The organism is Pseudorhodoplanes sp. (genome assembly GCF_035565855.1).
GTDB lineage: Bacteria > Pseudomonadota > Alphaproteobacteria > Rhizobiales > Xanthobacteraceae > Pseudorhodoplanes.
In genome coordinates this window covers 1-13129 of the sequence record NZ_DATMRX010000370.1, presented here as the reverse complement: position 1 = coordinate 13129, position 13129 = coordinate 1, and the positions used below count along the sequence as shown (strand labels likewise).

The window sequence follows — 13129 nt, the reverse complement described above, 5'->3', positions numbered from 1 at the left end:
TGTGCCGATGAAACGTGTCGGATTGATTCTGCTTCTGTCTTTTTGCGCGGCCTCCGTGGCCAATGCGCAGGCGGCGTTCACGAGCTATCTTTGCGATGACGGCACGCAGGTCGTCTCCGCGCTCTATCGCGGCGACAAGCGCATCCGCCTGCAATTCGACGGACACGCTCATACGCTGCCGCAACGGCTCGCACCGTTCGGCGCCCGCTATTCCAAGAACGGGGTCTCGTTCTGGGTGAGAGGGCAGGACGCGCGGTTGAAGCGGCCGAAGGTCAAGACGACAGTCTGCAAGCCGCAATGAATGGCTAAGGCTTCAGGGCGAAGCGGAAGCCGAACACGACAACGGCCAGTCCGACGAGTTGCGGAATCGTCGGCACATCGCCCAAAGCCAGGAAGCCGATGAGCATCGTCATCGGCGGGACCAGCGCCGGAAACATCGACGCACGCCCGGCGCCAAGCGCCGTGACGGCGCGCGCGAAGAGATAAAGCGCGAGGAGCCCTGCGAAGCCGCCCTGCGCCACAAGCTGCAGGAGGTTCTCCCAAAGCCCCGCCGCGATCATGTGATCGAAGCCGTAGAACAGCGCATAGAGCGGCAGATACACCGTCAGCGAAAGCACACCGACGACTTGCGCCGCGAGCAGGCCGCTGGTTCGCCACCCGCGCAGGCAGATGGTGAAGGCCGCCCAGGTCCAGCCTGCCGCGGCAAACATCAGATCGCCGCCGAAAGCATGTCCGCCGATGGTCGCAACCGCTTCGCCGGCGAGAATCATGAGACCGAAGAGGATCGCGACGACGCCGATCACGCGCGGGAGTGTCAGCTTTTCACCGAGCAACAGAAAGGCGAGAAGGAGGCCGCCGAGCGCCGCGGAGCCCGGCTGGATGACCGCGCCATGCCCGAGGGGCGCAAGGGTGAGGCCGGTATAGTTGAGGAGGGCCTGAGGCGGGCCGGCGAGAAACAGGATCACGAAGCCCCGGAACCAGCCAAGCCCGCCCAGATCGGACAGCCCCGCACGAGCGACGAGCGGGACCATAAGCAGGCCCGTCCACACGAATCGGTGGAAGGCGAGGTCGGGCGGCGTCAGACCGGCGGTGATGCCGTGCTTGCCGGCGACAAAGCCGATCGCCCAGCACGCGGCGGCGGCGACGCCGCAGATCGCGCCGATGGCGGTGGCCGACCAGGCGGCGGAATGATGATGTGTCGCCAAAGGCGAAGTCCGTTCCGGTTCACCGTCCGGATATACGGCTCGGGCGGCGCTGGCCATGGCGGCAGCCAAACCGCAGCCATGTCCGCAGCGAGCAGCGCAGAGCGGTCCGATGTTCTGGTCCCGTTCGCGGGATGGTTTGACTGATCCGGGCGCGCTCACTAACGTCTGCCCGTCCGCGGGGGGCCTCGCGGCGCGACGACGGATTCAGCGGCACCGCCGGGCATTCTTCCTGATGAAAACTATCAGTGCATTTCTCGTTTCAGCGCTGGTCGCGCTGGCTGTGATGGCCGTGGCGACGGCTGTCCTCGGATCCTATTGTTCTTCGGTGCAGCCGCCACCCGCGGCGACCGCGCCGCAGCAGACGCCCGGACGCCTGCCGATCCATTTCGAGAGCATGGCGACCGAAGCGCTGGTTCATCGCGCGGCCGTGACCCGCGACAGCATCGACGCGATGGTCTGGCAGGCCCAGGCCAAGTCCCCGCAGGCCGCCGCTCCGGTCAGCAGCTGGGGGCAGCGCTTCTTCTGCGACATCCGCATCACCGACATCGCGCTCGCGGCCTTTGCCCTTTTCCTGCTGCTGGCCACGGTGTTCCAGGGCCTATGGATGCTGCGCGCGGTCCGGGCTACGGATCAGACTGCGGCTCTCGTCCAGGAAGGGCTCATTTCGGCGCAGCGGGCCTACGTGTTTTTGCGCGAATTCCAGGTCGCCATGACCAAGAATCCGCTGAATGACGAGATCCAGACCTGCACGATCCAGCCGATCTGGGAGAACACCGGCACCACGCCGACCCGCAATGGCCGTGGTCACGTGAACTGGAAATATTTCGACCGGTCGGTGCCGGCGGATTTCGACTTCGCCGACTTCGACGAGCTCGGCAACCGGATTCTGTCCTACGATTCCTACAAGCCGCTGATCTTGGGTCCCCGGGCGACGGCTTTGTCGCCCATCATCACCATGGACCCCGCGATCCTCCGTCAAGTCCGCGATCTGCAAGGCAAATTGCTGATCTGGGGCTGGGCCGAATACGACGAAGTGTTCAGCGACGCGCCGCGCCACCGCACCGAATTTGCCTATCTGGTGGTCGTGTCAGGGTCGCCCGCCAGCCATGTCGGGTTCAGCCAGTACAAGTCGCATAATGGCGTCGACGCGGATTGCTCCAAACAACCGACCATGCTCGCCCGCACTGTCTAGACGGGCCCCGCCGGGGCCCGAGACGTGCTAATATGACAACCGGTACACGATCGGACGACTGACGCGTATGGCCGAGACGTCGAAGCCACTGATGCTGTCCTGGCGGTTCGCGCCGCTGTTCTGGTGTCAGTTCTTTTCCGCCTTCAACGACAATTTCCTCAAGAACGCGATCGTCTTCCTGATCCTGTTCCATATTCAGAGCGGGACCGGTCAGGTCAGTGCAGAATATGGCGATGCGCTGATCACATTCGCCGCCGCCGTCTTCATCGCACCCTATTTCTTCCTGTCGGCGCTCGGCGGACAGATCGCCGACCGTTTCGACAAGGCGGTGGTGGCGCAGCGCCTGAAGCTCGTCGAAATCGCCGTCGCCGCGGTCGCGGTGATCGGATTCGTCACCCATTCTCTGCATATTCTGTTCGTTGCTCTGTTCGGGTTCGGTGTGATCGGTTCGCTGTTCGGCCCGATCAAATACGGCATTCTGCCAGACCATCTGGAGCGCCGGGAATTGCCGGCGGGCAATGCGCTCGTCGAAGGCGCGACCTTCATCGCGATCCTCCTTGGCACCATCGCCGGCGGCATCGCCTCGAAGGGTGGCGGCAGCCCGACCGCCTTCGCGTCGCTGGTGATGGTGTTTGCGCTTCTGTGCTGGGTCTCCGCGCTCCTGATCCCGCGGACCGGCGAGGCTGCGCCCAATCTCATCATCAACAAGAACATCGCCACCTCGACCTGGGATTTGATCCGGGATCTGCGCAGCGACAGCCGGCTGTTCTGGGGCGCCCTGGTCACCAGCTGGTTCTGGCTGGCCGGCGTGGTCGTGCTGTCGCTTCTGCCGTCGGCGGTGAAAAACATCGTCGGTGGCGACGAATACACCGTCACCGCCTATCTCGCGGTGTTCTCGATCGCGGTCGCGGTCGGCTCGGGCATCGCCGCCTACCTTGCGAGCGGACGCATCATTCTGCTGCCGACGCTGCTTGGCGCATTGCTGCTGACGATCTTCGCGCTGTTCATGGGATGGTCGCTGCTCGGTCCGCCGCCGGCGGCGCAAGGCATGCTCCCGGTCGACGTGTTCCAGACATCGCGCGGCATCAATGTCGCCATCGCGCTGATCGGTCTTGCGATCGGCGGCGGCATGTTCATCGTCCCGGCCTTCGCCGCGGTGCAGGCCTGGTCCGATGCCGACCGGCGCGCGCGCGTCATCGCCGCCGTCAACGTCCTCAATGCCCTGTTCATGACGGTCGCCACGCTGGTCGTGGCGATGCTGCAGGGCTTCGCCGGGGCCACGATTCCGGCCCTGTTCATCGGACTCGGCGTCGCGAACTTCATCGTTGCGGTGCTGATCGCCTACACCATGCCGACGCGGGCTTTCACCGACGCGCTGTCCATCATCTATCGCGCGTTCTTCCGCGCCGAGGTGCATGGCCTCGAAAATCTGCAGAAGATCCAGCAGCCGAACGTCATTCTCGCGCTCAATCACGTGAGTTTTCTCGACGCCGGGATTGCGCTGTCGCTGCTCGGCCGCGACCCGCTCTTCGCCATCGACACCACGATTGCGCAGAAGTGGTGGGTCAAGCCCTTCGCGCGCATGACCCGCGCGCTGCCGATCGATCCGCTGAAGCCGATGGCAACGCGCACGCTGATCCAGGCGGTCGCGGGCGGCGAAACACTGATCATCTTCCCGGAAGGCCGGCTCACCATGACCGGCTCGCTGATGAAGGTTTACGACGGCGCCGGACTGATCGCCGATAAATCCGATGCGGTCATCGTTCCGATCCGGATCGAAGGCCTGGAGCGCTCCTATTTCACGCGCCTCGCGGGCTATCAGATTCGCAAGCAGCTCTTTCCCAAGGTGCGCGTGACGGTTCTCGAGCCGACCAAGCTCAAGCTCGACCCGGATCTGCGCGGCAAGGCGCGCCGTCGCGCCGCAGGCGCCGCGCTCTACGACATCATGTCGAACATGATCTACCAGACGACGCGCACGGACCGCACGATCGTCGAGGCGCTGATCGAAGCGGCGCATGAGCATGGCATGAAGACGGTCGCAACCGAGGACCTCGTCACCGGTACGCTGACCTACAAGCGGCTGCTGCTCGGCACCCGCATCCTCGGCAAGAAGCTGATGCCGCTCGCCGAAGTCGGCAAGCCGCTTGGCGTCATGTTGCCGAATGCCAACGGCGCGGTGGTGACGATCTTCGGATTGATGTCGGCCGGGCGCGTTCCGGCGATGATCAATTTCACCGCGGGCGCCACCAATATTCTGGCCGGCTGCCGAGCGGCGGGCATCTCCACCGTCGTGACGTCACGCGCCTTTATCGAACGCGGCAAGCTCGAGCCGCTGATCGAGAAAATGTCGGCGGAGGTGAAGTTCGTCTACCTCGAGGACGTCCGCGCGCAGGTACATCTGTTCGACAAGCTCGGCGGCATGCTCAACTACAAGAAGCCGCTGGTGCAGCGAAAGCCGGATGACTGGGCGGCGATCCTGTTCACCTCAGGCTCCGAGGGCGTGCCGAAGGGCGTTGTGCTGTCACACCGCAACATCCTGACCAATGCGGCGCAGGCGCGTGCCCGAATCGATTTCAACCGGATGGACAAGGTGTTCAATATCCTTCCGGTGTTCCATTCCTTCGGGCTCACGGTCGGCGTCATTCTTCCGATCGTGTCGGGCGTTCCGATCTTCCTCTATCCGTCGCCCCTGCATTACCGGACGGTGCCCGAACTGGTCTACGCGACCAATGCCACCATCATGTTCGGCACCGATACGTTCCTGAACGGCTATGCGCGCGCCGCCAATCCTTATGACTTCCGCTCGATCCGCTACATGCTCGCGGGCGCCGAGCCGGTGCGCGATTCGACCCGGCAGATCTATCTCGAGAAATTCGGCGTGCGTATTCTCGAAGGCTATGGCGTGACCGAAACCGCTCCCGCCCTCGCGCTCAATACGCCGATGTTCAATAAATTCGGCACCGTTGGCCGCTTGCTCCCCGGCATGGAAGCCAAGCTCGAAAAGGTGGAAGGCGTTGACGAAGGCGGTCGGCTGCTGGTGAAGGGCCCCAACGTCATGCTGGGTTATCTCCGCGTCGAGAATCCCGGCGTGCTGGAGCGGCCCGCCGAGGGCTGGCATGACACCGGCGACATCGTCACCATCGATGCGCAGGGCTTCATCAAGATCATGGGCCGCGCCAAGCGGTTCGCGAAGGTCGGCGGCGAGATGGTGTCGTTTGCGGCTGTTGAGGCGCTTGCCGGCGACCTCTGGCCGGAATTCATTTCCGCTGTCGTGTCCGTTCCCGACGCCCGCAAGGGTGAGCGGCTCCTCCTGTACACCAACAATCCGAAGGCGGCGCGTGCCGATTTCGTTGCGTTCGCCCGCTCGCGTCATGCGTCGGAGCTGATGATCCCGGCGGAAGTCATCGTGATGGAGAAGCTTCCGATGCTCGGTTCGGGCAAGGTGGATCTCCTGACGCTCGCCAAGCGCGCCAAGGAAGAGCGGGCCCAGGCCGCGCAGCCGCGTCCGGTGGTGCCGGCATAAGGCGGCGATGCGCCGACTTTTCGATGGCGGGCCCGGTCGCGCTCACGCGTGCGGTCGCAGACGAAACAGATGACAATTTCGTCATGCGCCGTGACGCGCTTTACAACGGCCGCCGCTGCAACCACATTCCGGAGCGTGTCGCCACCCGAGGTTTCATGCTCCAGATTCTCAAGTCTTTCCTGAACGAGGTTGGCATCGGCGATAAGCCGGCGAGCCGTTTCGACGAGAACGATTACAGGCTCGCAGCCGCAGCCTTGCTCATTCACGTCATGACGATCGACGGCAACGAGACCGTTGCCGAACAGCGCAAGCTGCACGACCTGCTCAAGCGGCAATTCGAGCTCGATGACGACGCCGTCGACGAGTTGATCGAAGCCGCGAGCACGGCGGACCGCGAGGCGGTGGATCTTTACGCTTTCACCAGCATCATCAATCGCTCGCTCGACGAGGAAGGCCGCAAGCGCCTCGTCAGGATGATGTGGGAAATGGTTTATGCGGACGGCCGCATGAACGAATTCGAGGACAACGTGCTGTGGCGCGCGTCTGACCTGCTCGGAATTTCACAGCGCGATCGCGTCGAGATGCGCCGTGAGGTCGCCGCCCTCGCCACGCCGCACGACGATGCCTGAGCCGGTCGCACTGATCACAGGTGCCTCCTCCGGTATCGGAACCGAGCTTGCCCGAGTCTTCGCGCGTCATGGTCACCGGCTGGTGCTCGCCGCGCGCCGCGCCGACCGGCTCGAAGCGCTCGCCGGCGAGATCGCGCGAAGCGGCAGCCCGCGTCCGCTGGTGATCGGCGTCGATCTCTCGCGTACCGATGGCGGAGACCGGATCGAGGCTGCCCTCGCCGATGCCGGGGTTGAGCCGCAATTCGTTGTCAACAATGCCGGCTTCGGCCTTGCCGGCGAGGCCGCATCGCAGTCCCGGTCGCGTCAGCTCGAGATGATCGATCTCAATGTGCGCGCGCTGACCGATCTGTCGCTGCGCTTTGCCGATGCGCTGGAACGCCACCGCGGCGGGCTGATGAATGTCGCCTCGGTCGCGGCTTTCCTGCCCGGACCGAACCACGCCGTCTATTACGCGACCAAGGCCTATGTTCTGTCCTTCACGGAGGCGTTGCACGAGGAATGGCGCGGCCGCGGCGTCCGGGTCTGCGCGCTCTGCCCCGGTCCCGTACCGACGGAATTTCAGGCGGTCGCCGGCACCGGCAACGAGGTGCTCGAGACGCCGATGACGACCTTTGCCGACCGTGTGGCGCAGGAGGGCTATGCCGGCCTGATGGCCGGGCGGCGGCTGGTGGTGCCGGGTTTCCTCAACAAGGCGCTGGTCTATGGGAGCGGTCTGTTGCCCCACGCGGTATTGCTGCCGGCGGTCGCCAAACGCCACGGCCCCGGTCCGAGATAGGCTTTTCGCTCATAGCGGTATTTCGCCCGGAGCCGCTTGCCAGACACCGTGAACGGGATAGTTTGCTGGTAAATCGCGGGAGCCGTTCAGCAAGCCGATGTCGCTGCCCGTCCTTATCGTTCTGCACCAGGAAAATTCCACGCCCGGTCGGGTTGGTCAGTACCTGCGCAAACGCGGCGTGCCGCTGGATATCCGCCGTCCGGCCCTGGGTGACGATCTGCCGGCGACGCTCGATCACCATTCCGGCGCGATCATTTTCGGCGGGCCGCAAAGCGCCAATGACGACCTGGATTTCGTCAAGCGCGAGATCGACTGGATCGGCGTGCCGCTCAGGGAGAACAAGCCGTTTCTCGGCGTCTGTCTCGGGGGACAGATGCTGGCGCGTCACCTCGGTGCGCGGGTGGACCAGCACAGCGAGGGGCATGTCGAGGTCGGCTATTATCCGATCCGACCGACGGAGGAGGGCCTTCGTGTCTGCGAAGTCTGGCCCGATCACGTCTATCAATGGCATCGCGAGGGCTTCGAACTTCCCAGGGGCGCAACGCTTCTCGCCGAGGGCGATACCTTTCCGGTGCAGGCATTCCGGCAGGGCGAGCGCGCCTATGCGATCCAGTTTCATCCGGAAGTGACGCACGCGATGATGTGCCGGTGGACCATTCGCGGACAGCACCGGATGGAATTGCCGGGCGCCAAGCAGCGCGTCGCGCATTTCGAGGACCGGCTGGTTTTCGACTATGCGATGCAGAACTGGCTGTCGCATTTCCTCGATCGATGGCTGCAGGGTCAGCCGGAGCCGAAGACCGAGGCGGCGCTCACCGCCTGACGGCGGGAATTTGCGCTTCGCTGCTCTTTGCCGTCATCGCGAATCCTTCTGCAGGCTCTGGACGTTCAGGAGGGCCGGGAAAAGCCTCGTCCACAATGCGACGATCAGCAAGGTCGCGACGCCGCCGAACACGACCGCGGGCACTGTGCCGATGAAATGCGCGAACAGCCCGGCGCGGAATTCGCCGAGCTGATTCGATGTGCCGACGAACAGCGCATTGACCGAAATCACGCGGCCCAGCATCTCGTCCGGCGTCTGCACCTGGACGAGCGTCTGTCTCACCACGACGCTGACCATATCCCCCGCACCAAGCGCAAACAGTGCGACCAGCGACAGCGGGAAGGAGGTCGACAGGGCGAAGACGATGGTGGCGACGCCGAACAGCGCGACCGCGACATACATCTTGCGGCCGGCATTGCGAACGAGCGGCCAGCGCGCGAGCGCAATCGCCATCAGCAATGCGCCGACGGCCGGCATGGCGCGCATGATGCCGAGCCCCCATGGGCCGACGTGGAATACGTCCTTGGCATAGATCGGCAACAGCGCGGTGGCGCCCGCAAAAAGTACCGCGAACATGTCGAGCGACGTCGCACCGAGGATCAGCGGGTTGTTGCGGATGAATGTGATCCCGGCGAACAGCGCCGCGATGTCCACCTTCTCCCGCTTTGGCGCGACCTGCTCGATGCGGATCAGCGCGACCAGAATGCTGGCGAAGACAAACAGCGAAGCGCACAGGGCATAGACCAGCGTCGGGCTGACGACATAGAGCAAGCCCCCGACCGCAGGGCCGGCGATGGTGGCCGCCTGATTGGCGGAGGCCGATCCGGCCACGGCGCGGGGCAGCACCGGCAGCGGCACCAGACGCGGCAGCAGGGCCTGCAAGGTCGGCGCCTCGAAGGCGCGTCCGGCCCCGAGCACGACGACCACCGCGAGGATGAGGTCGCGCGTCAGAAAGCCTTGCCACGTTCCGATGGCGAGCACGAAGGCGGCGCTGCCTTCGGTGAGCTGGGCAAGCCGCACTACCTTGCTTCGGTTGTAGCGGTCGGCCACCGCGCCCGCGACCAGCACCAGAAGGAAAGCCGGGACGAATTGCGCGAGGCCCACAAGGCCGAGGTCGAGCGCGCGTCCGGTCATGTCGTAGACCTGCCAGCCCACCGCCACGACCATCATCTGCAAGGCGAGGCTCGCGGAGACGCGTGCGAACCAGAACAGCAGGAAGGAGCGGTTGCGGCCGAGCGTCGCGGCAGGGTCGGTCGTGATGTTCATGGACAGGTCGGGCGTCCCGGGCGAAGCGTTGCGGCGCGGTACCGGAAGGGGGAGGGTGAGCGGGGCACGTTACCTCAAAAATGTCGCACCTCGATCGTTTATTGCGGTTTCGACTTTCCGCGAGCACGCTAAGCTGTCGGTGCGTCAAGAACGTGCCAAGGGGGTGGAACCATGGGAGTGTCCCGGACCTTGCGGCTTGGTTCCCTTGTCGTTGCGGGCTGTTCGTTTGCCGGTGTGGCCTTTGCGCAAAGCGAACGTGAATTATGCGCCAAGAGCACCGGCGATGCCGGCATTGCAGCGTGCGACAAGGCGATTGCCGCCAACCCGAAAGATGCCGATTCCTACAGCAACAGGGGCTACACCTGGAGCGCCAAGGGCGACCAGGACAAGGCGATCTCCGATTTCAACGAAGCGCTGAAGATCAATCCGAAACATGCACGCGCGCTGAGCAATCGCGGCGTCGCCTGGAACCGCAAGGGCGATCCCGACAGGGCGATCGCCGACGCGACTGAAGCCATCAAGATCAACAAGCGCTATGCCAAGGCCTATAACAACCGCGGCGTGGCACTGATCCGCAAGAAGGAGCTGGACAAGGCGATTGCCGATCTCACTGAGGCAATCAAGCTCAATCCGAAGGACGCCAGCGCCTATTTCAATCGCGGCAGTGCGTATGAGATGAAGGGCTCGCTGTCCGACGCGCTCGCCGACTTCAAGAAGTTCGCCGAATTGTCGCCGAAGGACACCGATGGGCCCGCCGCCGTCGCGCGGCTGGAGCAGAGGCTGAAGCGCTGAGGCCGAAGCAAGCGCCGGCAACCCGGCTCTTGCGCCGCCTCATGTCATCGGCAGGAGCGTGAGGCCGGTCTCGTCGGACCGGATCCGGCCACCTCGCTCCATCCGCGCCAGCGCCCGGTAAAGAGCCTCGTGCGTGAGGCCAAGCTCATTGGCCCAATCCTTCTTCGATTGGTTCAGGATCACCACGCCATCACGGCCCTCGGTTTCCACGTAGTGGAGAATGCGCGCCTCGGCACTCTTGAGCGCCAATCGTTCGACCTGCGTGCGGGCGCGCCGCAATTCGTCCGACAGATGCGACATCCAGGCCTTGCTGAATTGTTCGTCCGCCAGCGCCTCGCGAAAGGGCTTGCGCGGCAGCACAAGAAGTTCGGACGCCCTGGCGGCCACCGCATCGCAATGATAGCGCGCCTGGTCCAGACTGGCCTCCGCCAGGAATCCCCTCTGGACGCGTTGCAGGACGATCTGATCGCCGGTCAGCGATGAGCGGACCAGATGAACCTCGCCGGAGATGATGAAGTACATCACCTGCGGGCGGTCGCCGCGCGCGAAGACATGCGCTGACTTCGGAAAGCGGCAAAGTTGCGCGTTCCGCCTGACATACTCCGGCATCGCCGCGAGCAGCGGCGAGCCTTTCGCCAGCACGTTCCAGTCGAGGTCCCTGGTCATATGATCCGGATCATAGGCCCAGCCGCAGGGATCGGCTATCAGATCGGATGCAAGCCAACCACGGGCATCCTATGCGGCTCAAACTCCTCGCCACGATGACGGCGGCCTTCATTTCCGTCGGGGGTATCGCCCTGGCGCAGCACCACCAGCACCATGGGCGTCCGCGCCAGGGCGGAAAGGCGCACGATCCGCGCGTCCTGGTGAAGCTGCCGCCCAAGATGGTGGATCACACGCTGGCCAACATGCGCGATCATCTGCTCGCGCTTCAGGAGATCACCGAAGCGCTTTCGAAAGGCGATGCCAACAAGGCGGCGGCCGTCGCCGAGCAGCGTCTCGGGATGACGGCGTTGACGCTCCACAACGCGCACGAGGTGGCCCGATACATGCCGGAGGGCATGCAGCAGGCGGGAACCGCGATGCATCGGGCCGCCAGCCGCTTTGCCATCGAAGCGCAGAATGCCGATGTGTCCGGCGATCCGAAGCCGGCGCTGGCTGTCCTGAGCGAGGTCATGATGGGCTGCGTAAGCTGCCACGCCGGCTATCGCTTCAAATGACGCCGCGCCGGGCCGGTCGAATGGTCATGATGGCTAGGCGGGGTTGGTGGAGCCGAGGGGAATCGAACCCCTGACCTCCTCATTGCGAACGAGGCGCTCTCCCAGCTGAGCTACGGCCCCCCGCCGGTCGCAGCCGGAGGTCGTCCGGGTGCGCAAGAATGGGCGAAGAGCGGCCATTTAGGCCCCGTCCTTGGCCGAGTCAAGAACGCCTCGCTTTCCGCGCGCCGCCACGCCCCGGCTTGCCGGCAATCCTCTGCCGGCACCCGGACCTGCGGCGGCTTGCCGGGAATCGGCTGAGCCGATACATCAGGGTCCGGTCATTTTCCGAGAGAAGACTCCCGCCCGATGCGTGCGCTCCTCGACGTCATCCTCATCGTCCTGCAGCTCTATATCTGGCTGTTGATCGCGGCGGCGATCCTGTCCTGGCTGATCGCCTTCAACGTGGTCAACACGCGCAACCAGTTCGTGGCGATGTTGGGCGAGTTTCTCTATCGCATCACCGAGCCGGTGCTGAGACCGATCCGGAATATGTTGCCCGGTCTCGGTGGCATCGATATTTCGCCCGTCATCGTGATCCTGATCATCATCTTCCTGCAAAGCGTGATCACCCGTTACATCTATCCCAACGTCTTCTGATCCGGCGGGTTGGGCAGCAGCGCCTTGCAGCGACCCTTTATTGTCACGCAGCAGGGGCTTTCGATCACGGTTCGGCTGACGCCCAAAGGTGGGCGGGATGCGCTCGATGGGATCGAGATGCTGTCGGATGGGCGGCCCGTCCTGAAAGCGCGCGTGCGGGCCGCGCCCACCGAGGGCGAGGCCAATGCCGCCCTGATTTCATTGCTTGCAAAGACGCTTGACGTGCCGCGGCGCAGAGTGACATTGGCGGCCGGTGACACCTCGCGGATCAAGCGGATCGAAATCGAAGGCGATGGCGCGGTCCTTGCGGCGCGGCTTCAGAATATTTTGGCGGGCTAGAGAATGACGGCAACGATTATCGACGGCAAAGCCATCGCGCAGGAGCTGCGCGGCAATATCGCCAAAGCGGCGGGGCAGCTCGCAAAGGAACACGGCATCGTGCCGGGCCTCGCGGTGGTGCTGGTCGGCAACGATCCGGCGAGCGAAGTCTACGTCAAGTCGAAGTCGAAGGCCGTGGTCGAAGCCGGCATGAAGTCCTTCGATCACAAGCTGCCGGCCGACACCTCGCAGGCCGATCTCCTGAAGCTGATCGAGCAGCTGAATGCCGACAAGAGCGTTCACGGTATCCTCGTGCAATTGCCGCTGCCTTCCCAGATCGATTCCACGCTGGTGCTCAATTCAATCGACCCCGGCAAGGACGTTGACGGCTTCCATCCTGTCAATGCCGGGCGCCTTGCAACCGGCCAGCGCGCGCTCGTGCCGTGTACGCCGGTCGGCAGCGTCATTCTTGCGAAGAAGATCAATCCGTCCCTTGCCGGCATGGATGCGGTGGTGATCGGCCGTTCGAACATCGTCGGCAAGCCGCTCGCGCAATTGCTGCTCGCTGAAAACTGCACGGTGACGATTGCGCATTCGAAGACCAAGGACCTGAAGGACGTGTGCCGGCGCGCCGATCTTCTGTTTGCTGCGGTCGGACGTCCCGAGATGGTGCGCGGCGACTGGATCAAGCCGGGCGCGACCGTGATCGATGTCGGCATCAATCGCGTGCCGGGCGAGGGCGGCAAGACG

Annotated in this window: 14 protein-coding genes and 1 tRNA gene; 11 read left to right on the top strand and 4 right to left on the bottom strand. The window is 64.3% G+C overall.

Annotated elements, in window-relative coordinates:
* The first annotated feature begins 7 nt into the window (after positions 1-7).
* Positions 8-301 carry an MliC family protein gene (locus VN004_RS21595; protein ID WP_325614239.1) on the top strand — a complete coding sequence of 98 codons (294 nt, stop codon included), beginning with the start codon at positions 8-10 and terminating at the stop codon, positions 299-301.
* 4 nt (positions 302-305) lie between these two features.
* Here the strand turns inward: VN004_RS21595 and VN004_RS21590 are convergent, their stop codons facing one another.
* Positions 306-1205: a DMT family transporter gene (locus tag VN004_RS21590; protein ID WP_325614238.1), complete on the bottom strand. Its 900-nt coding sequence runs from the start codon at positions 1203-1205 to the stop codon at positions 306-308.
* Positions 1206-1437: 232 nt separating this feature from the next.
* Between VN004_RS21590 and VN004_RS21585 the strand changes: the two genes are divergently transcribed.
* The 5 genes from VN004_RS21585 (at position 1438) to VN004_RS21565 (ending at position 8147) form a co-directional block, all read left to right on the top strand.
* Complete coding sequence (locus VN004_RS21585; RefSeq protein WP_325614237.1) at positions 1438-2397, top strand: hypothetical protein; 960 nt, start codon at positions 1438-1440, stop codon at positions 2395-2397.
* A gap of 67 nt (positions 2398-2464) precedes the next feature.
* Positions 2465-5920: an acyl-[ACP]--phospholipid O-acyltransferase gene (locus tag VN004_RS21580; RefSeq protein ID WP_325614236.1), complete on the top strand. Its 3456-nt coding sequence runs from the start codon at positions 2465-2467 to the stop codon at positions 5918-5920.
* A 155-nt stretch (positions 5921-6075) separates the two neighbouring features.
* Positions 6076-6549 (top strand): TerB family tellurite resistance protein, encoded by a 474-nt coding sequence (locus VN004_RS21575; RefSeq protein ID WP_325614235.1) that lies wholly within the window; start codon positions 6076-6078, stop codon positions 6547-6549.
* Complete coding sequence (locus tag VN004_RS21570) at positions 6542-7324, top strand: SDR family oxidoreductase (RefSeq protein ID WP_325614234.1); 783 nt, start codon at positions 6542-6544, stop codon at positions 7322-7324. Before VN004_RS21575 ends, VN004_RS21570 begins: the two co-directional genes overlap by 8 nt.
* A gap of 97 nt (positions 7325-7421) precedes the next feature.
* Complete coding sequence (locus tag VN004_RS21565) at positions 7422-8147, top strand: glutamine amidotransferase (protein WP_325614233.1); 726 nt, start codon at positions 7422-7424, stop codon at positions 8145-8147.
* Between the two features lie 33 nt (positions 8148-8180).
* Here the strand turns inward: VN004_RS21565 and VN004_RS21560 are convergent, their stop codons facing one another.
* Complete coding sequence (locus VN004_RS21560) at positions 8181-9413, bottom strand: MFS transporter (RefSeq protein ID WP_325614232.1); 1233 nt, start codon at positions 9411-9413, stop codon at positions 8181-8183.
* 171 nt (positions 9414-9584) lie between these two features.
* Here VN004_RS21560 and VN004_RS21555 point away from each other — a divergent pair, with 171 nt between their 5' ends.
* Entirely contained in the window at positions 9585-10205 is a 621-nt protein-coding gene (locus VN004_RS21555; protein ID WP_325614231.1) for a tetratricopeptide repeat protein, read from the top strand.
* Positions 10206-10244: 39 nt separating this feature from the next.
* Here VN004_RS21555 and VN004_RS21550 read toward each other — a convergent pair whose 3' ends face one another.
* Positions 10245-10871, bottom strand: coding sequence for a Crp/Fnr family transcriptional regulator (locus tag VN004_RS21550; RefSeq protein ID WP_325614230.1), 627 nt, complete (start codon positions 10869-10871; stop codon positions 10245-10247).
* A 71-nt stretch (positions 10872-10942) separates the two neighbouring features.
* Between VN004_RS21550 and VN004_RS21545 the strand changes: the two genes are divergently transcribed.
* Entirely contained in the window at positions 10943-11425 is a 483-nt protein-coding gene (locus tag VN004_RS21545) for a hypothetical protein (RefSeq protein ID WP_325614229.1), read from the top strand.
* Positions 11426-11469: 44 nt separating this feature from the next.
* On the opposite strand, the gene VN004_RS21540 is transcribed toward VN004_RS21545, so the two are convergent.
* Positions 11470-11545, bottom strand: a tRNA-Ala gene (locus VN004_RS21540).
* Positions 11546-11770: 225 nt separating this feature from the next.
* Between VN004_RS21540 and VN004_RS21535 the strand changes: the two genes are divergently transcribed.
* From VN004_RS21535 to VN004_RS21525, 3 genes are all read left to right on the top strand, one after another.
* On the top strand, positions 11771-12061 hold the full coding sequence (locus VN004_RS21535; protein WP_325614228.1) for a YggT family protein: 291 nt from the start codon (positions 11771-11773) through the stop codon (positions 12059-12061).
* Between the two features lie 24 nt (positions 12062-12085).
* A complete protein-coding gene (locus VN004_RS21530) occupies positions 12086-12400 on the top strand; it encodes a DUF167 family protein (RefSeq protein ID WP_325614227.1) in 315 nt (104 codons plus the stop codon).
* A gap of 3 nt (positions 12401-12403) precedes the next feature.
* Positions 12404-13129 (top strand): tetrahydrofolate dehydrogenase/cyclohydrolase catalytic domain-containing protein (locus VN004_RS21525; RefSeq protein WP_325614226.1); only part of this gene is annotated, 726 nt, incomplete at its 3' end.

Excerpts from the sequence above, each read along its gene's own strand:
- VN004_RS21545 (WP_325614229.1), top strand. The coding sequence starts at position 10,943 with ATGCGGCTCAAACTCCTCGCCACGATGACGGCGGCCTTCATTTCCGTC.
- VN004_RS21535 (WP_325614228.1), top strand. The coding sequence starts at position 11,771 with ATGCGTGCGCTCCTCGACGTCATCCTCATCGTCCTGCAGCTCTATATC.
- VN004_RS21550 (WP_325614230.1), bottom strand. The coding sequence starts at position 10,871 with ATGACCAGGGACCTCGACTGGAACGTGCTGGCGAAAGGCTCGCCGCTG.
- VN004_RS21555 (WP_325614231.1), top strand. The coding sequence starts at position 9,585 with ATGGGAGTGTCCCGGACCTTGCGGCTTGGTTCCCTTGTCGTTGCGGGC.
- VN004_RS21565 (WP_325614233.1), top strand. The coding sequence starts at position 7,422 with ATGTCGCTGCCCGTCCTTATCGTTCTGCACCAGGAAAATTCCACGCCC.
- VN004_RS21595 (WP_325614239.1), top strand. The coding sequence starts at position 8 with ATGAAACGTGTCGGATTGATTCTGCTTCTGTCTTTTTGCGCGGCCTCC.
- VN004_RS21570 (WP_325614234.1), top strand. The coding sequence starts at position 6,542 with ATGCCTGAGCCGGTCGCACTGATCACAGGTGCCTCCTCCGGTATCGGA.
- VN004_RS21580 (WP_325614236.1), top strand. The coding sequence starts at position 2,465 with ATGGCCGAGACGTCGAAGCCACTGATGCTGTCCTGGCGGTTCGCGCCG.
- VN004_RS21585 (WP_325614237.1), top strand. The coding sequence starts at position 1,438 with ATGAAAACTATCAGTGCATTTCTCGTTTCAGCGCTGGTCGCGCTGGCT.
- VN004_RS21560 (WP_325614232.1), bottom strand. The coding sequence starts at position 9,413 with ATGAACATCACGACCGACCCTGCCGCGACGCTCGGCCGCAACCGCTCC.
- VN004_RS21575 (WP_325614235.1), top strand. The coding sequence starts at position 6,076 with ATGCTCCAGATTCTCAAGTCTTTCCTGAACGAGGTTGGCATCGGCGAT.